Below are 16,500 nucleotides of genomic sequence, written 5' to 3'. Positions count from 1 at the left end.
CAATAAGCGACTGGCGTCCGCTGTACGCCAGTCGCGTGACTCGTTAAAAACACTTAATCAGCAAGCCTCTCAAATTGATGGCTTTCGCAAGATTAAACAGCAGTTAACGTCCACACAGCAAGCGTACCAATCCGCCACACAACGTGTTGCCACTCTCGCCAAAGAAATTGCCAATACTGAAAACCCGACAAAAAAACAGTTAGAGGCATTTAAAAAAGCGCAACGGGAAGCGGGGCAACTCAAAACCAAGTATGAGCAATTACAGCAGTCGGCACAGCGACAGCGCTCGGCATTGCAAGCCAATGGCATTTCTACTAATCAACTCGGTCAAGCGCAACGGCGACTTAATGGTGATATTGAACGCACCACGCAACAGCTACGCCGACAGGAAAATCAATTAAGGCGCAGTGCCGAACAAGAACGGCGCATGGCGGCGGCTAAATCACAGTATCAAAAGACGCTTGATGTGCGAAATAAAATGGCGGGCGCCGGTGCCACCATGACAGCAACCGGTGCCGGTATGCTGTATTCCGCGAAACAAACCTTAATGCCGGGGTATGAGTTTAATGTGGGGATGTCAAAGGTGCAGGCATTAACGCGCCTAGATAAAAACTCCGATGAATTTAAGATGTTGCGTGAACAAGCGCGAGAGCTAGGCGCAACCACGGCATTTACCGCCAACCAAGTGGCGCAAGGTCAGGCATTCTATGCCATGGCAGGTTTTAAGCCTGAACAAATTAAAAATGCTATGCCGGGTACATTGGCAATGTCATTGGCAGGTGATATTGATTTAGGTACCACGGCAGATATCGGCTCCAATATCTTAACCGGCTTTAAGCTCGACTCGGATCAGATGGGGCGAGTGAGTGATGTGTTAGTCGGTGCCTTTACCCGTTCAAATACCAGTCTGACTATGCTTGGCGACACGATGAAATACGTTGCACCGGTGGCGTCAGGGTTAGGAGTTGATTTAGAAACGGCTGCCGCCGCAACGGGTAAGTTAGGGGATGCGGGTATTCAAGGCTCAATGGCGGGTACCTCATTACGGGCAATTTTAGGACGCCTTGCGGAGCCACCTAAACAAGCGGCGAAAGCGTTAGAAGAACTGGGTATAAAGACTCGTGATGCCAAAGGCAACTTACGCGACTTTCCTGCGTTATTAGCAGAGTTAGATAAGAAAACCGCCAATATGGGTAATGCGCAACGGGCGGGATTCTTTAAACACATTGCGGGTGAAGAAGCCTTCTCCGCGTTATCTGTACTTGCCGAACAAGCGGGTAAAGGGGAGTTGCAAAACCTTGTTGCCGACTTAAAGAAGGCTAAAGGCGAAGCCCAAAAAGTCGCGGGCACCATGACGGACAACTTAAGCGGGGATATGAAAAACCTGCAATCTGCATGGGAAGATTTAGGCATTCAGATTTTTGACGGCATTGATAGCCCATTGCGTCAGATATCACAAAGTATTACCAGTGTGATTTCTAATGTGGGTGTGTGGATGAAAGAAAATCCTGAGCTGGCAAAAACACTGACTATGGTGGGCTTAGCGATAGCCGGCATAATTACCACGCTCGGTATTCTCTCGTTATCCATTGCCGCAATGTTAGGACCATTAGCCGCCGCGAAATTAAGTCTATCAATTTTAGGCATTAAAGGCGGTGGCGCACTCGCTCTGTTATTAAAACCAATAAAATTATTAGGCAGTGCATTTTTAGGATTGGGTAAAGCCATGTTAGCTAACCCTATTTTGCTGGCTATTGCTGTTATTGCGGGTGCTATTTATCTGATTTATAAAAATTGGGATAAGATTGAGCCGTATGTCACCAAAGTGTGGGAGTCTGTTAAACAGCGCACCGCTATCGCATGGCAGGCATTAAAAGGCACCATTTTAATGGCATGGGAAGCCATTAAATATATCTTCTTTAACTGGACGATTCCGGGCTTAATTGCAAAACATTGGGACAGTATTGTCGGCTATACCAAAACCGCGTGGGCGTCGGTTAAATCTGTGATTTCAGGGATATGGGAAGGCATTAAAACCTTTTTTATGACACAAACTTTACCGGGGATTATTTATAGCAATTGGGATCAAATCGTTAAGTACACACAAGAAAAATGGGAATTCCTTAAAACAACGATATCGACTAAATGGGATGAAATTGTCGAAGATACCAAAGCGTTACCGGCTAAATTTTTACAGTTCGGTAGTGACCTGATTGATTCCATTATTCAGGGAATAAAAAACAAATGGACAGACTTTAAAAATAGCATTGGTGAATTGGCAACTGCAGCGAAAGAAGCACTGACCCCTGAGTTTGCTAAAACCTCCGATCCGAAAGTGCAGTCTGCGTTAGATTCTTACAACAGCAACTTTGCCGGTATGTATGATTCAGGTGGTTATATCCCGCGTGGCAAGTTTGGTATAGCCGGCGAAAATGGCCCTGAAATTGTCGAAGGCCCTGCAAATATCACCAGTCGTAAACACACCGCGATGTTAGCGACAGCCGCATTATCGCTAGGCAGTGCCTTTTCATTACAGGCACAAAATGCCCCGTTGCACCCGCACAGTTTGCCGGTTGAAAACTATCGCACGGCACCAGCTAACGTGAACATTCAACAACAGCGTTATCAAGGCGCGCCGGCACATTATGAAATTAATATTCATCCTCAACCGAATCAATCCGCGCAAGATATCGCACAACTTGTTATCGCGGAAATTGAACGCCGTGAACGTGACAAGCAAGCACGATTAAATAGCCGTTATCAAGACAGTGAGGTGTGGTAATGATGGCAGCACTTGGGGTATTTGTGTTTGAGTTACGCACCGTACCTTATCAATCCCTACAAAAACAACAAACGTGGCGACATGGTTTTACTCAACGTGTCGCACGCCGACCGGCACAACAATTTATTGGCCCTGATACCGATGTGATCACTTTATCGGGGGCGCTTTATCCCTCATTAACCGGCGGTAAAGTGTCGTTGTTGGCATTGGAATTAATGGCGGATAGCGGTAAAGCGTGGTCGTTTATTGATGGTACAGGCACCATTCACGGCATGTTTGTGATCACCGATTTACAACGCACCCACACCGAATTTTTCCAAGACGGTGCCGCCAGAAAAATTGATTTCTCTCTGACATTAAAGCGTGTTGATGACTCTATCAGTCAGATGTTGGGAGATTTAAGCGACCAATTAGGCATGATGGCCAATGGTGCCGGTGAAGCGATGAAAGGGGTTTTATCATAATGTTGCCAGAAATGATCACCGGTAAAAGTAGCACGCCGGCTTTTGTGTTAATTGCCGGTGATGAAGATATCAGCGCCAAAATTCAAGGACGATTAATTTCGCTTTCATTAACGGACAACCGGGGCTTTGAAGCTGACCGGCTTGATATTGAGTTAGATGATTCTGACGGCGCATTAATGATGCCAAAACGGGGTGAGGTATTAACTTTACATCTTGGTTGGCAGGGTGAAAACCTTATTCATAAAGGCTCGTTTACGGTCGATGAGATAGAGCATTCAGGTGTACCCGATAAAATGACATTGCGCGCCCGTAGTGCCGATTTTAGGGCAACACTCAATGTGCGTCGTGAAATGTCTTATCATCAAAAAACATTAGGTGATATCGTCAGAACGATTGCAGGGCGCAATAATGTCACAGCAGTAGTTGATCCTGGTCTTGATACGGTAAAGATTGAACATATCGACCAGACCAATGAGTCAGACGGCAGTTTTTTAACGCGCTTAGGGCAATTAAACGGTGCCACCGCCTGTGTTAAAAACGGGAGCTTGCTGTTTATGGTGCAAGGGGGCAATACCACCGCCAGTGGTCAAGCATTACCGCTAGTACAAATCACCCGTAGTGTGGGAGATGGGCACCGTTTTTCATTAGTCGATAGAGGCGCTTATACCGGTGTGACTGCCAATTATTTAAATACCCGTAAACCGCAAGAGAAAACACAGTCACAAATTCGCCGTAGAAAACCGACTACCGATAAACCGAAAAAAGAAGAAGAGAAACAAGGGGAGTACCTTGTTGGTGAAGAGGGTAACGTGATGGTGTTGTCTCACACTTACGCGAGTAAAACCAATGCCGAACGTGCCGCTAAATCCGCATGGGAAAAAATACAGCGAGGCGTTGCTTCATTTAGTATTACACTAGCGAAAGGGCGTGCGGATCTCTTTCCTGAATTACCAGTACAAGTGAGCGGTTTTAAACCTGAAATTGATAAAGCCTATTGGACGTTGGTCACAGTGAGTCATTCACTGAACAATAGCGGGTTTACCACCTCGTTAGAATTAGAGGTAAAAAGCAGTGAGATAGATATGGATAAGGAATAGTGCCTGTGTATAATTACAGGTAATTTCCACATCATAAAGAGGTAACCCGTTTATGATGATTTGTCCTGTTTGTGGTCATGCCGCGCATACTCGTAGTAGTCAGCAAATATCTTCCGATACCAAAGAACGTTATAACCAGTGCCAGAATATAAATTGTGGCGCAACGTTCGTCAGCCATGAAACCGTAACGCGGTTTATTTCAAAGCCTCAATTAATTGAACGAGTAGAGCCTCATATTGATAAGTATTGCCAGCAGGTGTTGGGGATTTGATGAAAAGCTTGGAAAGATACAGAAATAGGTAGCAATCTAAAGATATTTGGTTATGTAGTTATGTTAGACTACATAGAATCTAGCATTAATATGTGAAAATTCTACCGTCATAGTTAAAAATAATTTATTTAGATTAGTAAGATATATAATTTAAATAATATTTGTGTGCTATTGAAAATAAGAGACAATATAGATGCCTTTTTTAGAATATATATCAGATGAAAATTTAATCAGAGAAGTCAAATATCTTTTAGATAAAGCGGTACAGAAAAGACAAGATGCTGAAAAATCATTTAACAAAAATGTTATAGATCCATTTGGTGCTTTGTTTGAAGCTTCTGATTTCAAAAGTCATGAAGAATGGCGTAACTCTGAAATGGCACGTCAATGCCAAAAAACTATTCAAAACCATGTAGGAACTTTCCATCAACGTGTATTAGGTTATGTAGATGGTTGGGAAGATTTGGGCACTGGTGGTATTGTTGATTTGGTTAACCGTGAAAAGAAAATTATTGCTGAATCAAAAAACAAATTTAATACAGTAACTGGAGGTAGTCTTTCTGGTGTATATCATTCACTAGATGCTCAAGTTTCTCCTAAACATAGTCAATTCAAAGGTTTTACTGCATATTTTGTCAATATTATTCCTAAAAAGCCTATTCGTTATAATGATCCTTTTACCCCATCAAATAAAGATACAGGAGCAAAATGCCCTGAAAATCCTCTAATTAGAATTATTGATGGTGCAAGCTTTTATCATATCGTAACTGAACGAGTTGATGCGTTAAAAGAGCTACATAAAGCATTGCCTAAAGTTATTGAACATGTGTATCAAGAATATTATGGGAAAAAAGATTTTGTAATTCCGGATATTGATATGTTTATGAGTTATTTTTCTGTTGCGTATGAAAAATAACCATGATCAATGTTTGACATTTAATATGACTATATATACAGTTGTAACCATGATCAAGATTATCAGGAATTATTAATATGCTACAAGATGAATTTTCTATCGCTGAAGTTGCAGATTTGCTAGGTGTAACAAAAGAAACATTAAGGCGCTGGGATTCTACAAAAAAATTAAAATCCAAACGTAATCCTGATAATAATTATCGTTACTACGAGAAAGAACAGCTTATGCAATTTGAAGAAATCCAAGCACTTTATAAAAGTAATTGGGAAACTGAATTGCAAACTAAACCAATAAAAAAATTTACTGTGTTGGAGCTATTTGCTGGTGCCGGTGGTATGGCATTAGGTTTAGAAAAAGCGGGTTTGTCTGCTGTCATGTTAAATGAAATAGATAAGCATGCTTGTAATACATTACGTTTAAACAGACCAAAATGGAATGTTATTGAAGGGGATGTTGCTGGTATCGATTTTTCTGAATATAAAGGTAAAGTTGATGTTTTAGCAGGCGGTTTCCCTTGTCAGGCTTTTTCTTACGCGGGAAAAAAAATGGGGTTTGAAGATACACGAGGAACTCTATTTTTTGAATTTGCAAGAGCAGTACAGGAAGTACAACCTAAAATATTATTAGCAGAAAATGTTCGAGGTTTACTCAATCATGATGATGGTAAAACGTTAGAAACCATAGCTAACATAATTGACGAGATTGGATATTCTCTTATAACACCAAAGGTATTGAAGGCTATTTTCTACCAAGTACCTCAAAAAAGAGAGCGGCTAATACTAATTGCGATCCGTAAAGATTTAGTTAATTCAATAAATTATACTTGGCCATCACCTTATCATAAAGTGATGACAATGCGTGATGCGTTGAAAGCTGGAGAATTATTTAAAACAGATGTTCCTAAATCTGAAGGGCAAAAATACCCTAAGAGAAAACAAGAAATTTTATCTTTGGTGCCTCAAGGTGGATATTGGCGTGATCTTCCTGAAGAGCTTCAGAAAGAATATATGCAAAAGAGCTATTATTTAGGTGGTGGTAAAACGGGCATGGCAAGACGTTTATCATGGGATGAACCAAGTTTAACATTGACTTGTGCTCCAGCTCAAAAACAAACTGAACGCTGTCACCCAGAAGAAACTCGACCCTTGGCGGTAAGAGAATATGCTCGTATCCAAACATTCCCAGATGATTGGGAATTTTCAGGACCGATTACCGCTAAATATAAGCAAATAGGTAATGCTGTTCCTGTTAATCTTTCTTATGCTATCGGACGTTCTTTAGTTCGTGCTCTTAATGAGTTAGAGCAAAAAGAAACAATAGGTTATAACGGAAACGAGCTTCTTTCTGCATAATATATAGATTATTGATAATTCATGTGCCGCCATTAAATATGGCGGTATTTTTTTATTCTCATATTAATTATTTGTAATTCTTTTATATTCATCTAATTTTAGGTATCTAGATATTCTATATTTATCTCAGTTTATGGAGTTTTTAATGTACAAAAAACATATTTTAGCGTTATCTGGTTCTAGTAACTCAGGAAAGACAACAACTATAAAAGAAATACACAAAAAATTACTTAAATATTTTGAAGATCCAGACAAAGAAACAGATTGTTTAAGTAAAAGAGCAACATCTGAAATATTGCGGATAATTAAAATAGGTGAGTTCAAGATCGGCATAGCAAGTAAAGGAGATCCTATTGGTCCATCAAAACCTAAATGTCTTAAAGATAGTTTAGATCTCTTTATTAAAGAAAGGTGCCATCTTATTATTTGTACATGTAGAAATTATGGAAAAACAGTGGATTACATTACGGATTGTGAGCCAGAATACACATCTATATTCTATAAAAAAAAGAAAGAACCTACTGAGTTGATGAAAGATAAATGGGAAGAAGTTGCTACTGAATTATTTGATAAAACGATTTATTTTTATAAAGAATTTGTTGAAGAGAATAATAAGAATTAATTTAATAAATAGTTTTTTACAAAAAGCCTCTCTTTCAAGAGGCTTTCCGAAATGTGGTCAATATGTGGACATTGACACTGATTAAATCCTTTTATATCAATCTATTAAGGCTGTATAAAAAGCCTCACTTAGCGCTTTTGATTACTTGATTCGTACAAGTGCAAAATAAGTAAATCAACGTTAAAAAATTTAATTATTTTATATCGTTTAAAGCATCTCAATCGAGATGCTTTTTTCTGCATTAATTTCCACTTACCTTAAAAATCCTATTCATAAACCCCAAATAACCTATGCTATTATCACGCAAAATTAATAATTTATAGGGAAGTTGATATGAATATAAATAAAATGTGTTTTAGACAAGTTGTACCTGCGCTATTTTTTTCCCTGCTATGTGCTAGTTCTTTTTCTGTCAACGCAGATATTGAAGTGCGTGATGAAACTTTATATGAAGCGCATCAACGCTTTAAAACAGAAATTATAAACGACAGTTTTGATAATATTGATCCGCCTTGGGAAGCGCCGCCTGAAATATTTAATGTGATTAAATATCCGGCAAAACTAGGAGATATGTATGCCTATTTAACACCACCTCCAGCAAATAAAAAAATGAAATTACCTGCTGTAATTTGGTTAAATGGAGGCTACGGCGGAATTGGTGGTGATGATTATTTTTGGCAACCTAAACCAGTTGATAATGACCAAACAGGTGCAACTTTCCGTGATCCCAATATGGTGTTGATGATCCCGTCTTTCCGAGGTGAAAATACTAACCCAGGTCGTTATGAAATGTTTTATGGCGAATTAGAAGATTTAGAATCAGCGAGAGAATATTTAGCATCACTGCCTTATATTGACTCTAAGCGTATCTATGTCGTTGGACATAGTACGGGGGGAACTAGAGCATTATTAGCGAGTGAATATAGTGACAAATTTAGAGCTATTTTCTCTTTGGGTGGAATACCTGATCTTAAATTAAGAGCTGAAGGAGATATGATAGTTGAATTGCCTTTTGATAGAAATAACGAAGAAGAGTTTAATGTTCGCTCTGTATATCGCTATATTAAATCAATAAAAACACCAACTTTCTATTTTGAAGGGCGTGACTATTTTTGGAATGAGTTTAATGAGCTACGAGCGGTTGCAATGGTGCATGATATTCCATTAAAAATATATAACATTAAAAATGGTGACCATTTCAATATCATTGTACCTGTCAGTAAATTAATTAAAGATAAAATCTTGTTAGATACTGATACAACTAAAGAAAGCAATATTCGATTCACTAATGAAGAGATTAAGTGGATCAATAAGCAGGTTAGATGATTATTAATAATTTAATTTTTAATAATGATATCCGCTCTTTTATTTAATCGATAAAAGAGCAGTATTTTTTAAACTAATACATTATTTTGATAAAGATATTAAGTGTATTATGATTAAAAGGATTAAATTATCATTTAAAAATGAAGGGATTTGTTATGCAAGCTAAACTTGCTTATCAATGGAAACAACAAAGACGTGGGAGACTCTCTTTTTTAGGTCTAGAAATTGCTTGGACAATTTTCTATTGCAGAAAACTTAGCTGATCGATGGTATATAGAACTTTACCCCGAAAAAATGGAGTCAATTACTGAAAGTTATTTTTACTATCACTTTTCTTTTACACCATATGGCCTAATAGAAATGGTGTTTTTAATAGTACAAGTCTACATATTTACACTTATTTTATCTCAACGAATAAGAGATATAGGTATAGGCTATCCTATTATTATTTCAATTATTTTAACGGCTAGTCCTATTTTATTAACACCATACTTATTATTTAATGCACCATCTATGTTAATGGTATTGCTTTCTATATTATTAATCGCTGGGTTGGTTGCTTTATTTGCACCATCAGCTTATAAAGTCGATATTGATACTAATAAAGACGCCAAAGAGAGTAAAAAATAAAATAATCAGTTAAAAGACAGATTGATAGTATGAAAAATAGAAAAAACATCTGAAAAGATGCTTTTTCTGCTTAATAGGCATTATTGATCTAATAATTAAGATAAGATTTCTATAATACCTTTTTGTCCATCAACCCTTACTTTTTGCCCATTTTTTAAAATATTTAAGATATTGCGAACACCCATTACTGTGGGTAATCCCAATTCTCTAGCAGTAACCGCACCATGAGATAATGGCCCACCACTTTCTGTAATAATGCCAGATGCACGGTAAAAAAGTGCTGTCCAAGCAGGGTTAGTTGTTCTTGCAACTAAAATGGCATTCTGCGGAAATTCGGCAAAATTCTCTGGACCATAAACAAGATAAACTTCACCTTCAACAATACCTGCACTACCAGCTAGTCCCTTTAATTGATGCTCATTTGTATTTAGTGCATTACAACTATCCTCACCATAGATCCATTGTGGTGTGACTGATTTTGCTTTTAGATATCCCGCCTTATTTTGGTATATATGATGACGTAACTGATTCCACTCAGTAGGGTTATCTGCAAGAATTGCATCAGCTAAAGGTTTTTCATTAGCAAAATAAATATCCATTGGGCAATCTAAGACGCTACGAATAACCAATCGCTCTCCTAATGCTTTTAATGCCACATAACCATCAAATGCACTGTTCCGATGACTACATAGAATTAACTTTGGATGTGTATTTTCAGCTTGAGATCTACTAGGGTAAATAAGTGAAATTTTGGAAAAGTAGATTTCTCTAATTGCACTCGAGATGAATCGATAATAAAAAGGAAGTGGAGAACCAGCAACAAAAGAGGAGGTTTTTTTATTGATGAAGGCAATGTTGAATTAGGCATAAGATTTCCTTACATTATTCCTTCTTCAAAAACATATCACTCTCTTAAAAAAAGTAACACTAAAAAATTAAAATTTAAAAAGCATTATTAGAATAAATTGTTTCACTAATTTGAGGCTGTTAATTCTAATGAATAAGATGGAAATAAGTATGATTCAACTTAGACTCGCTGAACCACAAGAAGCCAGAAGGTTATGGTATTTACGAAATCAAGCGTTGCGATTTGGTTGTGAGAATGTTTATCCATCAGAGATTTTAGCCGCTTGGACTCCTGATAAAATGCCTGAAGGATATCGGCAGGCTATTATTGATAATCCATTTTATGTGATTGATTATCAAGAATACAATATTCCTGTTGCTTCAGGTTTTTTAGATGTTAAAACTGGTTTTGCTGAGGCCATTTTTACATTACCTGAATACATGGGGAAAGGATTCGCTGGACTAATTTTAAAACAACTTAAACATGAAGCAATTAAGAGAGGTCAATCCAAGTTGTTTTTAGATGCAACACCTAATGCAGTATTATTTTATTTAAAGCAGGGTTTTAACGTATTAGAAGAACGTGATTATTATTCTGATTTAGCAAAAGCAAATTTACCTTGTTACCGCATGTGCATTGATTTAGATTAGTTGTTTGTATTTTAACCATTTTTAAGGATGGTTTTTATAATAGACTAATAATAAAAAAGCTATTCTTAAAATGCGGTATAAATTTATTTTTATCATTTTTTGAATTAGCTTTTATATTAAATAACATGAAATAGCAATTTGCATAATGTTGCGATATTGTAAAGTATCACAATATCTCTAGGATAAATATTATGCAAAATGTGTTATTAACGTTATGGCCGTTATTTGCGTTAATTGCGCTAGGTGCAATTTTAAGAAGAAATAAAACGTTTGAGCCTGCGTTTTGGGTGGGGGCTGAAAAATTAAATTATTTTTTACTTTTTCCTGCTTTACTAATTAATAGTTTGGCAAATGCACCTTTATCTGATCCTCAATTACCTCACCTTGCTGTAGCTATTTTTTCTGTAGTCATTACTGTCACTATTTTGTGTGTTATTTTGAAAAAAATCACAGGTTGGCCAGCTGGACGTTTTGGAGCAATCGTTCAAGGCAATATTCGATTTAACACCTATTTAGGTTTAGCTATTGTCGCTGATTTATTTGGTGTTGAAGGATTAGGAATAGCCGCCTTGATATTAGCAACACTGGTTCCTTTATCAAATGTCACTTCAGTACTTTGTTTAACCGCAGGGCAAAATGTGACATTGCGTCAACTAATATTACCTATCATAAAAAACCCTTTAATTATCTCTTGTGTTATTGGGATCATAATAAATCTGTCAGGAGTGGGGCTTCCTTTTGGTAGCGATCAATTTCTCAAATTGCTAGCAGCAACCAGCTTACCCTTGGGGCTTATTTGTATTGGTGCAGCATTACATTTATCAACACTAAAAGCAGAAAGTAAAATGATTAGTATTAATACTGTTACTCGTTTATTTATTGTACCGATAGTAGCATATAGCGTTGCTTATTTTTTAGCTTTGTCTCCGTTAGTCATGATGCTTTTGGTTATTTTCTTTTCGATACCAACGGCACCCACGTCTTATATTCTAACCAGACAATTAGGTGGGGACTCTGAACTCATGGCAGGGATTATTACATCTCAAACGATATTTGCAGTAATAACATTGCCTATAATATTGAGTATATTAGCAATTTAAATTTTTATTTAATAGAAATAAATTTCTTAATTTAAAGGTGTTTTTTTTATATCTATTTTTTTAGTTCAAAATTATCCTTTTTATAAAATAAAGAAAAAGGGATACAGGATAAATATGAAAGTAAATGTAGGTGGTGTGGAGATTACAAATCAAAAAATAGAAAAAATAAAAAAAACTGATGAAGTATCTGCAGCATTAACGATATGGGAAAAAATACAAAAATTCTTCCATATCGGTAATATTGAAGAAAAAGAAAAAATATTATCTTTAATTAAAGAGGTTTTTATTAATAAAGAACCAAATTTATATCAAAGAATAGAAAGTTTTGAGGCTATGAAAGAATTATCAAAAAATAATAATTCAAGTGATGATTTTAAAATAAAAGTAGTAGATGATTTACTGTGCTTATCTATTGGTAAAGTGGATGTTAAATATGAATTTACTAAAGAAGAAGATGTAATAGAAATAGAAAAAATAAAAAAAATACAAGAAAACCTTATTGAGATAAAGTTACCTAAAACTTGCGAGTTAGATAATGAGGTATTTAAATACTTAATATTAGAACTCATTAATAAAGAAAATACTAATTATTTTGACGAAAAAGGAATGATAAATATAGATAACATTGATAAAAAGAAGACAAAAGAAAATGTAATGAAATCCATTATTAATGAAATGAAAAGAAAAATAAATGCTGAAGTTATCGATGAATCTATTTTCTATAGTGAAAATATAAAATATCTTGAAAAAAAGACTGAGAGGTTAAAGGTTAATGCCAATGAGTTTATACTAAATTTAAATAATTTAATTAAAAATAATGCAATTTCTGTAACGCTTGACGAAATTACTAATACACTTCATAAAGATTTATTAAGAATGGATTATCATCTATTGGGTAAAGAGTTAATTGACAAAAATATACTAAAATTAGAGATAAAAAAAATTTCTGAAAGTAATGAAAATGAAGAGACGAAAGAAAATAAAATTGAATATCTAAAGTTTAACTTGATGAATGAAGGCTTAAATAAAATACAAAAAATATTTGAAGATGTTGATGTTGATGTTGATAAAAAGATTATCATTTATAATTTAATATCTCAAGGTGTATTCAATATAGTAAAAGATTCTTTTCATGGTATAGATCCTTTATTTTTATTGGGTTTTTCTCCGATTGATGGAAAATCTACAATAATGATTGATGAAGATAAAGATGAAAACCTAGTAATTACTGTATCTAATAAAAAAACATTAAACGAAAAAGACGAGTTAGGTAAAAAAAATGCTGATTCTTTTTTTTCTAAATATATAAATCAAGGTCTAACATCTTATACCAAAAGTAAAATTAATTTATTGCATTTTTTATGTGATAATGCACTCAATAAGCCGTCTAATTTAACAGAGGTTTTTAATATATTGGATGAAAATGATGTTTATCAGGAACTTGATCCCTCTAAGAGCATACCTCTTTTAGAAGAAAATATACAATTAGTTTTTACCTATAACGTTAAAAATAAAAATATCAGCGTAGATCCACAGAAAAGTTATTATGAATATTCCTATCTAAATATTTAGCACTATGGCATAGAGAAGCTTCTTGCTATTATGGTTATAAACCAATAATAAATAAGAGGCTCTTTTATGTCACAACCTCATAATCCAGAAATTCAAAAAATTATTAATGAATTAAAACAACAATATCAAAATGCTGTAGATGCATTACGCAATGCAATTATTGATTATGCCCAAGATGGAAAATTACCAGATATAAAACAAAGAGCGGAAGGAATATTTGCTTACCCTCAATTAACTGTACATTGGTATGGTGAAGTTAAAACAGAAGATAAAACGCGTGCTTATGGTAGATTATCAAAATCAGGTAATTATTCTACCACGATTACTAATCCGGCTTTATTTGAAAATTATCTGTCAGAACAACTGCAACTTATTGCTGATGCTTACCATGCTACTTTTGAAGTAACTGCTTCAAAACAAGAAATTCCTTATCCTTTTGTCATTGATGGAACTGGCATTGGTTTTGATAGAAAGATGAGTGCCTCTTTAGCAAAATACTTTCCTACTACTGATTTGTCTAAAATTGGTGATGAAATTACCGATGGTTTAATCAGTGATAGGGATATTTTACCTCTTTCTCATTTTGATGCATTGCGTACTGATTTTTCATTAGCACGTTTAAAACATTATACGGGAACATTACCTGAAGATGTTCAACCTTATATTTTATATACAAACTATAATCGTTATGTTGATGAGTTTGTTCGTTGGGCTTGTGAACAAGTTGCAGATAAAAATAGTGCATATTGCGCACTCTCTTGTGCGGGGTTTCAGCAAATTACGGCAGAAACGGTTGATCCTGAAAAGTTAATTTCTGATTTAACTTGGAAGAAATATCAAATGCCAGCCTATCACTTAATTGCTAAAGAAGGTCCCGGAATAACATTAGTGAATATTGGTGTTGGCCCTTCAAATGCGAAAACAATTTGCGATCACTTAGCGGTTTTACGTCCTCATGTTTGGTTAATGATTGGTCATTGTGGCGGGCTACGTGAAAGCCAGCAACTTGGTGATTATGTTTTGGCTCATGCTTATTTACGTGATGATCATATTTTAGATGACGTTTTACCTCCTGATATTCCTATCCCCAATATTGCGGAAGTACAACGTGCACTTTATGATGCGACGAAGATGATCAGCGGTAAACCAGGGCATGAAATAAAACAGAGATTAAGAACAGGAACTGTTGTTACAACGGATGATCGCAACTGGGAATTACGTTTTTCCGTTTCAGCGAGAAGATTTAACTTAAGTCGCGCCGTCGCTGTTGATATGGAAAGTGCCACAATTGCTGCACAAGGTTATCGTTTTCGCGTTCCTTATGGCACCTTATTGTGTGTATCAGATAAACCGTTACATGGTGAAATTAAATTGCCTGGTCAGGCTAATCATTTTTATGAAGGTGCGGTATCAGAACATCTGCAAATTGGTATTCAAGCGATTGAGCTATTAAAAGAAGAAGAAGATAAATTACATTCTCGTAAGTTAAGAACGTTTAACGAACCACCTTTCAGATAAAATACAATAAAATAACAGCAAAATAGCATGTTATAAAAATAAGCTTAATTTAAATACCCAATTTAATTTATTAAATTGGGTATTTTTCAGACTAAAAACTAAAAACGTAAATGTCGAGCCGCTTTTCTTAGTCGATCATCTCCACGTCTATCATAACGCTGAGTTGTCATAATACTGGCATGCCCCATAGCATCTTTTACAGTGACAATATCTTCACCGTTATCAAGCATTGCTGAAGCAAAGGTTCTTCTCAAATCATGGGGAGCAAATTTATCAATACCACTTTCTTGTTGGCGTATTTCTAAAATATAGTAAATGGCTTGGTCTGTTATTCGCTCATCAGTAACATCATCGAACCGACGAATTCGAGTAAAAAGGGCGCCATCTTGAGTACCTCTTATTTCATCGATCCATAATTGAACACGATCCCAAGTATCATCAGGCATATAAGACATGCGTTCTTTATTACCTTTACCCCTGACAATAAAGGCTTGATCACGAAACTGAATATGTTCGTAATTTAGAGCCACAATTTCTGAGCGACGTAATCCACAACCTAATAGCACGCTTAATATTGCGGCATCTCTTAAACCTTTCGATGAATTGTCTTTTTCACAACTTCTAAATAAAGCACGGATTTCACTGCTAGTTAGTGCACGCCCTTTGGGTAACCGACTTCCTCTTACCGATTTAACTTGGCGGATATGCTGATAACTTTCAGTATCCATTTGTTTCATTGCCCAAGCTTCTAAAGCAACACCTTTTAAGGCAGCAAGATAAGTATTGATAGTGGCGGGGGCTTTATTGGCATCAGACAACATATCAATAATTGCTTGAATATGATGACGACGAAGTGCTCCCCATTGGCAATTTTTAAGAGAAGAGAAACCGATCATTTTGGCAACAATAGTTAGAAACGATCCCATTGTTTGACGACTACGTTTTGAACCTAAACTCATTAAATATGCCATTGCAGGGTTAGTATGAGCAGGCGAGGTGAATGTTGCATTCAGATCCAATATTGCTTGTTTTTCAGACAACACTAGCGATGTTTCGGGTGTTAAATCCTGATCGTCGTGGTGAAATTCCACTGTGAATTCCTTATTAAATCAACATAACCATGATGAATATTCTAACAGATCCAAAAAAGAAAAAAGCTACTTTTTCAAAGGATCATTTTAATAAGTAGAATCGGTCTTGTATGCTTTACCATCATATCGTTTATTAAATGAGCTTTTTTGGGGGGGTAATAATCGGAGCGCGTTAATGATAAAAATAACGTTAAATAGATTTAAGATAGAATGCAGGAAATAAGGGGGGAATAGGCTTATATTATGGGTTTCGTACCCAATG

At 35.9% G+C, this 16,500-nt stretch carries 15 protein-coding genes; 13 read left to right on the top strand and 2 right to left on the bottom strand.

Features of this window, described 5'->3' with window-relative positions; all coding sequences use genetic code 11:
- The 9 genes from JEP36_RS04440 to JEP36_RS04400 form a co-directional block, all read left to right on the top strand.
- The coding region (locus JEP36_RS04440) for a phage tail tape measure protein (protein ID WP_198629902.1) at positions 1-2,782 on the top strand (2,782 nt) is incomplete at its 5' end.
- The gene (locus JEP36_RS04435) at positions 2,782-3,246 is read left to right on the top strand and encodes a phage tail protein (RefSeq protein ID WP_036907694.1); all 465 of its coding nucleotides are present in this window, start codon (positions 2,782-2,784) and stop codon (positions 3,244-3,246) included. The genes JEP36_RS04440 and JEP36_RS04435, both read left to right, overlap by 1 nt.
- Complete coding sequence (locus JEP36_RS04430) at positions 3,246-4,343, top strand: phage late control D family protein (RefSeq protein ID WP_198629901.1); 1,098 nt, start codon at positions 3,246-3,248, stop codon at positions 4,341-4,343. The genes JEP36_RS04435 and JEP36_RS04430 overlap by 1 nt, the downstream gene beginning before the upstream one ends.
- A gap of 52 nt (positions 4,344-4,395) precedes the next feature.
- The gene (locus tag JEP36_RS04425) at positions 4,396-4,614 is read left to right on the top strand and encodes an ogr/Delta-like zinc finger family protein (RefSeq protein ID WP_196573430.1); all 219 of its coding nucleotides are present in this window, start codon (positions 4,396-4,398) and stop codon (positions 4,612-4,614) included.
- 193 nt (positions 4,615-4,807) lie between these two features.
- Positions 4,808-5,530: an Eco47II family restriction endonuclease gene (locus JEP36_RS04420; RefSeq protein WP_196573431.1), complete on the top strand. Its 723-nt coding sequence runs from the start codon at positions 4,808-4,810 to the stop codon at positions 5,528-5,530.
- 77 nt (positions 5,531-5,607) lie between these two features.
- Positions 5,608-6,882, top strand: a complete 1,275-nt coding sequence (gene dcm / locus JEP36_RS04415; protein ID WP_196573432.1) for a DNA (cytosine-5-)-methyltransferase — start codon at positions 5,608-5,610, stop codon at positions 6,880-6,882.
- Positions 6,883-7,027: 145 nt separating this feature from the next.
- On the top strand, positions 7,028-7,504 hold the full coding sequence (locus JEP36_RS04410; protein WP_198629900.1) for a hypothetical protein: 477 nt from the start codon (positions 7,028-7,030) through the stop codon (positions 7,502-7,504).
- Between the two features lie 333 nt (positions 7,505-7,837).
- Positions 7,838-8,830: an alpha/beta hydrolase family protein gene (locus JEP36_RS04405; protein ID WP_198629899.1), complete on the top strand. Its 993-nt coding sequence runs from the start codon at positions 7,838-7,840 to the stop codon at positions 8,828-8,830.
- A 225-nt stretch (positions 8,831-9,055) separates the two neighbouring features.
- Positions 9,056-9,460, top strand: coding sequence for a hypothetical protein (locus JEP36_RS04400; RefSeq protein WP_198629898.1), 405 nt, complete (start codon positions 9,056-9,058; stop codon positions 9,458-9,460).
- 95 nt (positions 9,461-9,555) lie between these two features.
- Here JEP36_RS04400 and JEP36_RS04395 read toward each other — a convergent pair whose 3' ends face one another.
- Positions 9,556-10,116, bottom strand: coding sequence for a PEP-utilizing enzyme (locus tag JEP36_RS04395; protein WP_311748453.1), 561 nt, complete (start codon positions 10,114-10,116; stop codon positions 9,556-9,558).
- Between the two features lie 340 nt (positions 10,117-10,456).
- Here JEP36_RS04395 and JEP36_RS04390 point away from each other — a divergent pair, with 340 nt between their 5' ends.
- From JEP36_RS04390 to JEP36_RS04375, 4 genes are all read left to right on the top strand, one after another.
- Positions 10,457-10,957: a GNAT family N-acetyltransferase gene (locus JEP36_RS04390; protein WP_232805409.1), complete on the top strand. Its 501-nt coding sequence runs from the start codon at positions 10,457-10,459 to the stop codon at positions 10,955-10,957.
- 191 nt (positions 10,958-11,148) lie between these two features.
- Positions 11,149-12,057: an AEC family transporter gene (locus JEP36_RS04385; RefSeq protein WP_198629897.1), complete on the top strand. Its 909-nt coding sequence runs from the start codon at positions 11,149-11,151 to the stop codon at positions 12,055-12,057.
- Positions 12,058-12,171: 114 nt separating this feature from the next.
- Entirely contained in the window at positions 12,172-13,629 is a 1,458-nt protein-coding gene (locus JEP36_RS04380; protein WP_198619480.1) for a hypothetical protein, read from the top strand.
- 66 nt (positions 13,630-13,695) lie between these two features.
- Complete coding sequence (locus JEP36_RS04375) at positions 13,696-15,147, top strand: AMP nucleosidase (protein ID WP_198629896.1); 1,452 nt, start codon at positions 13,696-13,698, stop codon at positions 15,145-15,147.
- Positions 15,148-15,245: 98 nt separating this feature from the next.
- On the opposite strand, the gene JEP36_RS04370 is transcribed toward JEP36_RS04375, so the two are convergent.
- Positions 15,246-16,238, bottom strand: a complete 993-nt coding sequence (locus tag JEP36_RS04370; RefSeq protein ID WP_198619482.1) for a tyrosine-type recombinase/integrase — start codon at positions 16,236-16,238, stop codon at positions 15,246-15,248.
- Positions 16,239-16,500 lie beyond the last annotated feature (262 nt).

The organism is Proteus sp. PR00208 (assembly GCF_016238545.1).
GTDB lineage: Bacteria > Pseudomonadota > Gammaproteobacteria > Enterobacterales > Enterobacteriaceae > Proteus.
Note: the sequence above shows the minus strand (reverse complement) of the source record. Positions and strands in the feature narration are given on the sequence as shown.

Coding starts and splice junctions, on each gene's coding strand:
- JEP36_RS04430 (WP_198629901.1), top strand. CDS start 3,246: ATGTTGCCAGAAATGATCACCGGTAAAAGTAGCACGCCGGCTTTTGTG.
- dcm (WP_196573432.1), top strand. CDS start 5,608: ATGCTACAAGATGAATTTTCTATCGCTGAAGTTGCAGATTTGCTAGGT.
- JEP36_RS04435 (WP_036907694.1), top strand. CDS start 2,782: ATGATGGCAGCACTTGGGGTATTTGTGTTTGAGTTACGCACCGTACCT.
- JEP36_RS04380 (WP_198619480.1), top strand. CDS start 12,172: ATGAAAGTAAATGTAGGTGGTGTGGAGATTACAAATCAAAAAATAGAA.
- JEP36_RS04420 (WP_196573431.1), top strand. CDS start 4,808: ATGCCTTTTTTAGAATATATATCAGATGAAAATTTAATCAGAGAAGTC.
- JEP36_RS04385 (WP_198629897.1), top strand. CDS start 11,149: ATGCAAAATGTGTTATTAACGTTATGGCCGTTATTTGCGTTAATTGCG.
- JEP36_RS04425 (WP_196573430.1), top strand. CDS start 4,396: ATGATGATTTGTCCTGTTTGTGGTCATGCCGCGCATACTCGTAGTAGT.
- JEP36_RS04410 (WP_198629900.1), top strand. CDS start 7,028: ATGTACAAAAAACATATTTTAGCGTTATCTGGTTCTAGTAACTCAGGA.
- JEP36_RS04375 (WP_198629896.1), top strand. CDS start 13,696: ATGTCACAACCTCATAATCCAGAAATTCAAAAAATTATTAATGAATTA.
- JEP36_RS04405 (WP_198629899.1), top strand. CDS start 7,838: ATGAATATAAATAAAATGTGTTTTAGACAAGTTGTACCTGCGCTATTT.
- JEP36_RS04390 (WP_232805409.1), top strand. CDS start 10,457: ATGAATAAGATGGAAATAAGTATGATTCAACTTAGACTCGCTGAACCA.